Raw genomic sequence first — 10,083 nt, 5'->3', positions numbered from 1 at the left:
CGTGATCCACGGCGGTGAAGTCGCCGAAACGCAACGTCAGGTCGTGGGCCTCGATGGCGATGTCGGTGGTGCTGTCGGTGCGTGGCGGAATCACCAGCGGCTGAGCGTCATGCTGGCGGTCGCCCTGGAAATGGGTGAAGGCTTCATCGAGTTTGCCGCTGGGGGTGACGGCCGCCAGTTCACGGCTCAGGCCGGTGGCAATCAATTTGCCGTTGTCGAGCATCAAGCAATGCTCGAACTGTTCGGCTTCCTCCATATACGCGGTGGCGACCAGCAGGGTCAGTTGCGGGCGCTGGCGCCGCACGTCGTCGACCAGTTCCCAGAACCGTCGGCGCGAGAGCGGGTCGACGCCGGTGGTCGGCTCGTCGAGGATCAACAGATCCGGTTCATGGATCAGCGCGCAGCACAGCCCGAGTTTCTGTTTCATGCCGCCGGACAATTTGCCGGCGGGGCGCTCGGCGAATTTCAGCAGGTCGGTGGCGAGCAGCAGGTTGTGCATGCGTTGCTCGCTGTCGGCCTTCGACAGACCGAACAACGTAGCGAAGAACTGAATGTTTTCGCGGATCGACAGTTCGGGATACAGGTTGCCGCCCAATCCCTGAGGCATGAAGGCGATGCGCGCATACAGCGTGTCGCGGTGGCGGCGCTGCTGGATCGGCCCGCCGAGGACGTCCAGTTGCCCTTGCTGCAAGGCTTTCACCCCGGCGATCAGCCCCAGCAGGCTGGATTTGCCCGCGCCATCGGGGCCGATCAGCCCGCAACGGGTGCCGGCGGGCAGGCTGAATGCGATCTCGCTCAGCGCTTGCTGTTTGCCGTAGCGGTGCGCGATGCCGTTCGCCTGAACCGCGAGGCTGTTCATTGCAGATTGGCCGGCCAGGCGATCGGCGCGGTGCGTACATACCCGGCGCCGGGCATGCCGGGCTTGGCTTGCGGCACGGCGCTGGGTTGGGTCAGGCGCAGCTTGACGCGGAACACCAGTTTTTGCCGCTCGTCGCGGGTTTCGACCTCTTTCGGGGTGAACTGCGATTTGCCGGCGACGAAACTGATTTTTGCCGGCAACGGCTTGTCGGGCAGGGCATCGAGCAGCACCCGCGCTTCATCGCCCACCGCCAGACGTCCGGCCACGGCGGCGGACAGGTAGAGGTTCATGTACTGATCATTGGGATCGATCAACAGCAGGACGCGGCCACCGGCCCCCAGCACCTCGCCGGGTTCGGCCATGCGCAACTGGATCACGCCATCAATCGGCGCGCGCAGGCTGCTGTCGTCGATTTCGCTGGTCAGTTGCGCGACCTGCGCCTGTGCAGCGCCAATCGCTGCACTGACCGCCGACACCTGAGCGCGCGCCGCCGTCACGGCTGCGTTGCCGGTACCGATACGCGACTGCAATTGATCGATGACCTGGGCACTGACGAAACCGTGCTTGAACAGTGATTGAGAGCGCCCGAGTTCCTGCTGGGCCAGCAATAGCTCACTCTGACGCAACTGCACGTTGGCCTGGGCGGCGTTGAGGTTTTCCCGCGCACGCACGACCTCGGCTTCGGCCTGGTTGCGCTGGGCTTCAAGGGTGCGCGTGTCCATGCGCGCCAGCAATTGGCCCTGGCTGACCTTGTCGCCTTCATCGACCAGCACCTCGGCGAGGCGACCGGTGGTCTTGCTGGCGATCTGCACTTCGGTGGCTTCGAGTCGTCCGTTGCCGGCCGATAGGCCTTCGGGCAGGCGACTGCTGATTGACTTCCAGTAACCGAAGCCGCCGGCGGCCAACAGTAAGGCGATGAGCGATCCGGCAAATAAAAGTGAGGAACGGCGGTGCGTCGACATGGGGGCATCCTGCGGCTGTGGCGTCCAGTCTGACGGTTCAAGCGCGGGGGGCGCTTGATGTCAATCAAATGAGCGGCAAGCCTAGACCCTTTTGTCTGCCAGCACTGCGTGACCGGGCGGTTCTCAGCGCAGGCCGAGCACAGCGGCCCATTGTTCGGCGGTGACGGGCATCACTGACAGCCGCGAGCCCTTCTGCACCAGCGGCATTTGCGCCAGCGCGGTCTGCTGTTTCAGGTAATCGAGTTTCAAGACCCGCGCAAAGGTTTCGACGTGCGCCACGTCGATGGCGCTCCAGGCATTTTTTTCCACTGTGGCCTTTGGATCGAAGTAATGGCTCTCCGGCTCCAGTGCGGTGGGATCCGGGTACGCGGCCTGGATGATTCTGCCGATGCCGGCAATCCCCGGTTCCGGGCAGCTGGAATGGTAGAAAAAGAACTCATCGCCTACCGCCATCGCGCGCAGGAAATTGCGCGCCTGATAGTTGCGAACCCCGTCCCAGCGCGCTGTGCCGAGCTTCTCCAGGCCTTTGATCGAAAGTTCGTCGGGCTCGGATTTAATCAGCCAATAGGCCATGGTTTTTTGCTCCTGAAACGGTCATTGGGCAGGTTGTCGGGCAATTTTATGACAAACCGACAGTCGGTTGACGTCAGCGTTTGCGCGCAGGTTCACGTTGTCGCAAAATGCCGGCCTTTAAAGCTTGACGCTGCTGCACGGCCTACGAACGGAAACCGCTGCTGTCATCGTGATGATGTGCCTTGAGGGGGGCAATCGATGAAACGCAAACCGGATTTGCTATGGACTTTGGTCATTTTGTTCGGCCTGGGTGTCGTGACCACGGGTTACGCGCAAAGCCTGTGGTCCAACAAGACCGACGCGCCGATTGAAGTGGCGCAACAGGTGCAACAGTCGACAGCCTTCAAGCGCTGAAACTGCCTTCTCGACGCCGCATTTTCGTGCGGCGTCCTACCCCGCGACATACCACGCCTTGTCAGTGACCGTGCCCTGCAGCGGTACATCCCAACTGGCTTGCGCCAATCGTTCGACCTTCTGACATTCATGGGCCAGGCCCAACAGCGTGGGCTTGCGCCAGTGCTTGCGCCGGGCCAGATACGCCAGGCTGCGGTCGTAGAAGCCGCCGCCCATCCCCAGGCGCCCGCCGACGTCATCAAATCCAACCAGCGGCAACAACACCAGGTCCAGTGTCCAGATCTTGCGCTGGCGCGCTAGTTGGGCGCGCGGCTCCAGAATGCGGAAGCGATTGGGTTTGAGTTTCTCCCCGGGACGGATGCGCTGGAACACCATTTTGGTCCGTGGCCAGGCACTGAGCACCGGCAGATAAGTGGCCTTGCCCCGGCGCTGGGCTTCGCGCAGCAGCAGGCGCGGATCGATTTCGCCGTCGGTGGGCAAGTACAGGGAGATGTGTCGGGCCCGGCGAAAGTGCGGGTCTTGTGCCAGTTGGCGGAACAGGCCTTTGGCAGCCTGGCGTTGCTCGCCTGGGGTCAGTGAGCGGCGCGCCTTGCGCAGCAGGCGGCGGAGTTGCGGGCGGGGCAGCAGCGCAGGTTCGGTCATGGTTCGGCTTCGGCAGGTGAGGGCGAAAACGCACGCATAAAAAATCCGATGCCGGCAAATACCGACATCGGATTCGAATCAGGCTCCCCGGATGAACCGCTGTCAACTTAGCCCTTGAACCCGAAAGTTCAAGGTGGAAGATGCAGTAGACTTTAAGGCTTTCCGTCTAGCGGACATGCACACCAGCCCAACGTGCAACTTCCAGGGTAGTGCGAATCGGCTCAGGGACATCGTCAACTGGCAAGCACCCCAGGGAGTGCGGCGAGTATACCGCAAGCGGCCGGTTGAATCAGCCCTTGCTGGTGTTCTGATCGTCGGCGAGGACCAGATCGACACGATCGAGCAAGTCGCGCACCTGTTCACGGGTCGAACCGCTGGCCTGGATGTCCGGGCGCTCTTCTTTGTGCAAGAGGTCGTGGGTGATGTTCAGCGCGGCCATCACGGCGATGCGGTCGGCGCCGATGACTTTGCCGCTGCTGCGGATCTCGCGCATCTTGCCGTCCAGGTAGCGTGCGGCACTGACCAGATTGCTGCGTTCTTCCTGCGGGCAGATGATCGAATACTCTTTGTCGAGGATCTGCACGGTGACGCTATTGCTTGAACTCATGAGTCTTGCTCCAGGGCCTTGAGGCGCGAAATCATCGATTCGACCTTACGCCGGGCGATTTCGTTTTTTTCAATGAGGTGAGCGCGTTCCTCGCGCCAGGTCTTTTCCTGAGCTAGTAAGAGTGCATTTTGACTCTTAAGTTGCTCGACTCGGGTAATCAGCAGTTCGAGTCTGGCCATCAGCGCTTGCAGGTCGGTGTCTTCCATTGTGTCCACTGGGTCGGAGTCTGTCTGATGGGATAGCTGGCGGACAGCCTTTAATAGTCTTGGCGAGTCTGTCGATGTAGGATACAAGGCCTTCATTCTAGACATAGCGCCGTCTGGCGCCTAGCTGCCCATGACCATTGCGAATTCCCCGTACCAAGCCTTTGCCACCCTGCTGACTTCCAGCGGCCACAACGTCTCGCCTGCCGAACTGCATGGCCTGCTGCTTGGCCGCAGTTGCGCCGGCGCCGGCTTCGACAACGAAGGCTGGCTGATCGACGCCGCCGAATTGCTCGAAGGCGACATCCAGGACAACGTCCGCAACGCCCTGATCGGCCTGCAAGAGATGGTCAAAGGCGAGCTGACCGGCGACGACGTCACTGTCGTTCTGCTGTTGCCGACCGATGATGCACCACTGACCGACCGCGCCGCCGCGCTGGGCCAATGGTGCCAGGGCTTCCTCAGCGGTTTCGGCCTGAACTGCCGCGACAGCAGCATGCTCAGCACTGAAGCCACCGAAGTGCTGCAGGATCTGGCCGCCATTTCCCAAGTGCAGGATGCCCTGGAAGAATCCGAAGACGGCGAAACCGACTACATGGAAGTCATGGAGTACCTGCGCGTTGCGCCGCTGCTGCTGTTCTCGGAAACCAAGAAAGCCGACGTGCCGCCAGCCGCCAAGCCGTCGCTGCATTAATCGCGTGCCAGGGAAAGCCATCTGCCCATGACCCATATCCCCAAAGCGGAATACAGCCGTCGCCGCAAGGCCCTGATGGCGCAGATGGAACCCAACAGCATCGCGATCCTGCCTGCCGCCGCGGTGGCGATCCGCAACCGCGACGTCGAGCACGTCTACCGTCAGGACAGCGACTTCCAGTACCTCAGCGGATTCCCCGAGCCGCAAGCCGTTATCGTCCTGATGCCGGGCCGCGAGCATGGCGAGTACGTGCTGTTCTGCCGTGAGCGCAATGCCGAGCGCGAATTGTGGGACGGTCTGCGCGCAGGGCAGGAAGGTGCGATCCGCGATTACGGTGCCGACGACGCCTTCCCAATCACTGACATCGACGACATTCTTCCGGGCCTGATCGAAGGTCGCGACCGGGTGTATTCGGCGATGGGCAGCAACCCCGAATTCGACCGCCACCTGATGGACTGGATCAACGTGATCCGCTCCAAGGCGCACCTCGGCGCCCAGCCACCGAACGAATTCGTTGCCCTGGATCATCTGCTGCACGACATGCGCCTGTATAAATCGGCGGCAGAAGTGAAGGTGATGCGCGAAGCCGCACGGATCTCGGCCCAGGCCCACATTCGTGCGATGCAGGCCAGCCGGCCGGGGTTGTACGAGTACAGCCTCGAAGCCGAACTCGATTACGAGTTCCGCAAAGGCGGGGCGAAAATGCCCGCCTACGGTTCGATCGTCGCTGCCGGGCGCAACAGCTGCATCCTGCATTACCAGCAGAATGACGCGCTGCTCAAGGACGGCGATCTGGTGTTGATCGACGCCGGTTGCGAAATCGACTGCTACGCCAGCGACATCACCCGGACCTGGCCGGTCAACGGCAAGTTCTCGCCGGAGCAAAAAGCGATCTACGAGTTGGTGCTGGCCTCGCAGGAAGCCGCGTTCGCCGAAATCGCCCCGAACAAGAACTGGAATCAGGCCCACGAAGCCACGGTTCGGGTGATCACCGCAGGTCTGGTGCAGCTCGGGATATTGCAGGGCGAGGTCGACGAATTGATCGCGACGGAAGCCTATAAAGCGTTTTACATGCACCGCGCCGGCCACTGGCTGGGCATGGATGTTCACGACGTCGGCGAGTACAAGGTCGGCGGCGAATGGCGGGTGCTGGAGGTCGGCATGGCGCTGACCGTGGAACCGGGCATCTACATAGCCCCGGACAATCAGAACGTAGCGAAGAAATGGCGCGGCATTGGCGTGCGCATCGAGGACGACGTGGTAGTGACCAAGAGCGGTTGTGAAATCCTCACGGGCGGCGTGCCGAAAACCGTCGCTGACATCGAAGCGCTGATGGCGCAAGCACGGGCACGCGCGGCATGAGTCGAGTCAACCTGGCAATCATCGGTGGCGGCCTGGTCGGCGCCAGTCTGGCGTTGGCCTTGCAGGCCGGGGCCAAGGCCCGTGGCTGGAAAATCGTCCTGATCGAACCGTTTGCCCCGGGCGACAGCTGGCAGCCGAGCTACGATGCCCGTTCGTCGGCGCTGTCCTTCGGTTCGCGGCAGATCTATCAGCGGTTGGGCGTGTGGCAGGAAATTTCCCGCCGCGCCGAGCCGATCAAACAGATTCACGTGTCTGACCGTGGGCGCTTCTCCACTGCCCGACTGTCGGCGATGGAAGAGGGCGTGCCGGCGCTCGGTTACGTGGTGGAGAACGCCTGGCTCGGCCAGTGCCTGTGGCAGCATCTGGATAAAGACGTGATCAGTTGGCGCTGCCCGGCGGAAGTCGCGCGCATGGAGCCGCTGCCTGACGGTTATCGCCTGACCCTCAACGATGAAACCACCGTCGAGTGCGATCTGGCAGTGCTCGCCGATGGCGGTCGCTCCGGGCTGCGCGAGCAGTTGGGCATCAACGTGCGCAAGCGTCCGTACAACCAGAGCGCACTCATTGCCAACATCACCCCGAGCGAAGCGCACAACGGCATGGCCTTCGAGCGCTTCACCGACGAAGGCCCGATGGCCTTGCTGCCATTGCCGGAAAACCGCTGCGCGCTGGTCTGGACCCGTCTGGGCATGGACGCGCAACGTTTGGCCGACCTCAGCGAGCGCGATTTCCTCAGCGAACTGCAAGGCGTGTTCGGTTACCGTCTCGGTACCCTGAAGCAGGTGGGAGCACGCCATCTGTATCCGCTGTCGCTGGTCGAGGCCGAAGAGCAAGTGCGTTCGCATCTGGCCGTACTCGGCAACGCCGCACACAGCCTGCACCCGATTGCCGGGCAGGGCTTCAACCTGTCGTTGCGCGATGCCGATGCCCTGGCCGCCGCGTTGCTCGCCAGCGACAAACCGCTGGGCGACTTCGCCACGTTGCAGGCGTATCGCGAGCGCCAGCGCCTGGATCAAGACCTCACTGTGGGCTTCTCGGATCAGGTCACGCGATTGTTCGGCAGCACCCAGCCGCTGGTTTCGCTGGGGCGCAACATTGGTTTGCTCGGCCTCGATCTGCTGCCTCCCGCCAAGCGCTGGTTTGCCCGCCAGGCCATGGGGCTGGGGACGCGGCCGGATGCTTGAGCGGCTGGCCGGCACTTTCACTTTCAGGAGCGCGCCGCCCACCGGCGCGCTCGGTAAAACCCTTTACGGGCGGCGCACGCCGCCAGCGAGACAGGCTTAAAGCATGGAAATGCGCGCAGATCTGCTGATTGTCGGGGCCGGAATGGTCGGCAGCGCCTTGGCGCTGGCGCTACAGGACAGCGGGCTGGAAGTCCTGCTGCTTGACGGCAGCCCGTTGAGCGTCAAACCGTTCGCCGTCGACGCTCCGTTCGAACCGCGGGTGAGTGCGCTGTCGGCGGCCAGCCAGCGGATTCTCGAACGCCTCGGCGTGTGGGACGGCATCGCCAGCCGGCGCAGCAGCCCGTACACCGACATGCACGTGTGGGACGGCAGTGGCACCGGCCAGATTCATTTCTCGGCGAGCAGTGTGCACGCCGAGGTGCTGGGGCATATCGTCGAAAACCGCGTGGTTCAGGATGCCTTGCTCGATCGTTTGCACGACTGCGATCTGGGCATGCTGGCCAACGCCCGACTGGAGCAGATGCGCCGCTCCGGCGATGACTGGCTGCTGACCCTGGCCGATGGTCGCCAGTTGCGCGCGCCGTTGGTGATTGCCGCTGACGGCGCCAATTCAGCCGTTCGCCGGCTGACCGGCGTGGCGACGCGCGAGTGGGATTACCTGCACCACGCGATTGTCACCAGCGTGCGCAGCAGCAAGCCGCACCGGATGACCGCGTGGCAGCGCTTTACCGATCACGGACCGCTGGCGTTTCTGCCACTTGAGCGCGACGGGCAGCAGGATTGGTGCTCGATTGTCTGGTCGACCACCCCGAGCGAGGCCGAGCGCTTGATGGCACTGGATGAAGCGGCTTTCTGCCAGGCGCTGGAGCGCGCCTTTGAAGGTTGCCTGGGCGAAGTCATCAGCGCTGATCCGCGCCTTTGCGTGCCGCTGCGTCAGCGCCATGCCAAACGTTATGTGGCCGAAGGTCTGGCGCTGATCGGTGACGCGGCGCACACCATTCACCCGTTGGCCGGGCAGGGCGTGAACCTGGGTTTCCTCGATGCGGCGGTGCTGGCTGAAGTGCTGTTGCAAGCCAATGAGCGTGGCGAGCGTCTGGCCGATGTGAAGGTGCTGAGCCGTTACGAGCGCCGGCGCATGCCCCACAACCTTGCGCTGATGGCGGCGATGGAGGGCTTCGAGCGTTTGTTCCAGGCCGATCCGCTGCCAGTGCGCTGGCTGCGCAATGCCGGGTTGAAGATTGTTGAGCAGATGCCGGAGGCGAAGGCGCTGTTTGTGCGTGAAGCCCTTGGTTTGACGGGCGATCTACCGGCCCTCGCCAAGCCTTGATCTTTTCGTTGTTGCTGATGGCCACATCGCGAGCAGGCTCACTCCTACAGGGAAACGTATTCCAACGGTAGGAGGAGTCGTGCAACATCTGGTAACTCCTTGGAAAAGTGTTCGATTGAGAACCTAAATGTGAGTCCTTATCATTTGGGCCACATTTTCCGACCGAGAGATCACTCCCATGTTGGCACCCAAGCGTCTCCTGACCGCCCTGGCCCTGACCCTGATCGGCAGCACCACCGCCCAGGCCGCCGACGAGGTGGTGGTCTACTCCTCGCGTATTGATGAGCTGATCAAACCGGTGTTCGACGCCTACACCGCGAAGACCGGGGTGAAGATCAAGTTCATCACCGACAAGGAAGCGCCGCTCATGCAGCGGATCAAGGCCGAGGGCGAAAACGCCACCGCCGACCTGCTGCTCACTGTCGATGCCGGTAACCTCTGGCAGGCCGAGCAGATGGGCATTCTGCAGCCGTTCACCTCGAAGACCATCGACGCCAACATCCCGCCGCAATATCGCTCTTCGACCCATGCCTGGACCGGCCTGAGCTTGCGCGCGCGGACCATCGCCTATTCCACCCAGCGGGTAAAACCGGGCGAGTTGACCACCTACGAAGCACTGGCCGACAAGAACTGGGAAGGGCGCCTGTGCCTGCGCACGGCGAAGAAGGTCTATAACCAGTCGCTGACCGCGACCATGATCGAAGTGCACGGTGCCGAGAAGACCGAGAAAATCCTCAAGGGCTGGGTCAACAACCTGTCCACCGACGTGTTCTCCGACGACGTGGCGGTGCTGGAGGCGATCAATGCCGGCCAGTGCGACGTCGGCATCGTCAACACCTACTACTACGGTCGCCTGCACAAGCAGATGCCGGAGCTGCCGGTGAAACTGTTCTGGCCGAACCAGGCCGATCGCGGCGTGCACGTCAACCTGTCGGGTATTGGCCTGACCAAACACGCGCCGCACCCGGAAGCCGCCAAGGCGCTGGTCGAGTGGATGACCACGCCTGAAGCGCAGAAGATCTTTGCCGATGTGAACCAGGAGTTCCCGGCCAACCCGGCGGTGGCGCCTTCGGAAGAAGTGGCGGCATGGGGCAAGTTCATCGCCGACACCTTGCCGGTGGAAGTGGCGGGCAAGCGTCAGGCCGAAGCGATCCGCATGATGGATCGGGCGGGCTGGAACTGAGGCTTTTCGTATAACGGTTCATCGTTCAAGATCGCTCCCTCACCCCAGCCCTCTCCCGGAGGGAGAGGGAGCCGACTTGTAGTGTTTTCGAAACCTGAGTTCGACTCGATGTTTCGGGTCGATGTAGCTACCT

12 protein-coding genes and 1 other RNA gene are annotated in these 10,083 nt (G+C 62.6%); 6 read left to right on the top strand and 7 right to left on the bottom strand.

Translation table 11 applies throughout. The features are described from left to right. From DBR24_RS32405 to DBR24_RS16305, 3 genes are all read right to left on the bottom strand, one after another. A partial coding sequence (locus DBR24_RS32405; RefSeq protein WP_256591556.1) for an ATP-binding cassette domain-containing protein occupies window positions 1-859 on the bottom strand: 859 nt, incomplete at its 3' end. After that, on the bottom strand, window positions 856-1,821 hold the full coding sequence (locus tag DBR24_RS16310) for an HlyD family secretion protein (RefSeq protein WP_128615279.1): 966 nt from the start codon (window positions 1,819-1,821) through the stop codon (window positions 856-858). The genes DBR24_RS32405 and DBR24_RS16310, both read right to left, overlap by 4 nt. Before the next feature lie 123 nt (window positions 1,822-1,944). Beyond that, a complete protein-coding gene (locus DBR24_RS16305; RefSeq protein ID WP_128615278.1) occupies window positions 1,945-2,394 on the bottom strand; it encodes an EVE domain-containing protein in 450 nt (149 codons plus the stop codon). 198 nt (window positions 2,395-2,592) lie between these two features. On the opposite strand from DBR24_RS16305, the gene DBR24_RS31065 reads away from it, so the two are divergent. Then, complete coding sequence (locus tag DBR24_RS31065; RefSeq protein WP_095186895.1) at window positions 2,593-2,748, top strand: hypothetical protein; 156 nt, start codon at window positions 2,593-2,595, stop codon at window positions 2,746-2,748. A 36-nt stretch (window positions 2,749-2,784) separates the two neighbouring features. Here DBR24_RS31065 and DBR24_RS16300 read toward each other — a convergent pair whose 3' ends face one another. From DBR24_RS16300 to DBR24_RS16285, 4 genes are all read right to left on the bottom strand, one after another. After that, window positions 2,785-3,390, bottom strand: coding sequence for a 5-formyltetrahydrofolate cyclo-ligase (locus DBR24_RS16300; RefSeq protein ID WP_123469706.1), 606 nt, complete (start codon window positions 3,388-3,390; stop codon window positions 2,785-2,787). A gap of 80 nt (window positions 3,391-3,470) precedes the next feature. Next, window positions 3,471-3,649: non-coding RNA, 6S RNA (gene ssrS, locus DBR24_RS16295), on the bottom strand. A gap of 30 nt (window positions 3,650-3,679) precedes the next feature. Then, the gene (locus tag DBR24_RS16290; RefSeq protein WP_093429754.1) at window positions 3,680-3,997 is read right to left on the bottom strand and encodes a cell division protein ZapA; all 318 of its coding nucleotides are present in this window, start codon (window positions 3,995-3,997) and stop codon (window positions 3,680-3,682) included. After that, on the bottom strand, window positions 3,994-4,203 hold the full coding sequence (locus tag DBR24_RS16285) for a TIGR02449 family protein (protein ID WP_007940359.1): 210 nt from the start codon (window positions 4,201-4,203) through the stop codon (window positions 3,994-3,996). The genes DBR24_RS16290 and DBR24_RS16285 overlap by 4 nt, the downstream gene beginning before the upstream one ends. A gap of 130 nt (window positions 4,204-4,333) precedes the next feature. Between DBR24_RS16285 and DBR24_RS16280 the strand changes: the two genes are divergently transcribed. From DBR24_RS16280 to DBR24_RS16260, 5 genes are all read left to right on the top strand, one after another. After that, a complete protein-coding gene (locus tag DBR24_RS16280) occupies window positions 4,334-4,894 on the top strand; it encodes a YecA family protein (RefSeq protein WP_123469704.1) in 561 nt (186 codons plus the stop codon). A gap of 27 nt (window positions 4,895-4,921) precedes the next feature. Next, on the top strand, window positions 4,922-6,256 hold the full coding sequence (gene pepP, locus DBR24_RS16275) for a Xaa-Pro aminopeptidase (protein WP_128615277.1): 1,335 nt from the start codon (window positions 4,922-4,924) through the stop codon (window positions 6,254-6,256). Beyond that, window positions 6,253-7,440 carry a 2-octaprenyl-6-methoxyphenyl hydroxylase gene (gene ubiH, locus DBR24_RS16270; RefSeq protein WP_123469701.1) on the top strand — a complete coding sequence of 396 codons (1,188 nt, stop codon included), beginning with the start codon at window positions 6,253-6,255 and terminating at the stop codon, window positions 7,438-7,440. Before pepP ends, ubiH begins: the two co-directional genes overlap by 4 nt. Before the next feature lie 109 nt (window positions 7,441-7,549). Next, window positions 7,550-8,767, top strand: a complete 1,218-nt coding sequence (locus DBR24_RS16265; RefSeq protein ID WP_177490594.1) for a 2-octaprenyl-3-methyl-6-methoxy-1,4-benzoquinol hydroxylase — start codon at window positions 7,550-7,552, stop codon at window positions 8,765-8,767. A 178-nt stretch (window positions 8,768-8,945) separates the two neighbouring features. Continuing rightward, window positions 8,946-9,950, top strand: a complete 1,005-nt coding sequence (locus tag DBR24_RS16260; protein ID WP_123469698.1) for an extracellular solute-binding protein — start codon at window positions 8,946-8,948, stop codon at window positions 9,948-9,950. The last annotated feature ends 133 nt before the right edge of the window (window positions 9,951-10,083 follow it).

Source organism: Pseudomonas sp. HMWF006, from assembly GCF_003061205.1.
In the GTDB taxonomy this organism is placed as follows: Bacteria; Pseudomonadota; Gammaproteobacteria; order Pseudomonadales; family Pseudomonadaceae; genus Aquipseudomonas; species Aquipseudomonas monsensis.
Note: the sequence above shows the minus strand (reverse complement) of the source record. Positions and strands in the feature narration are given on the sequence as shown.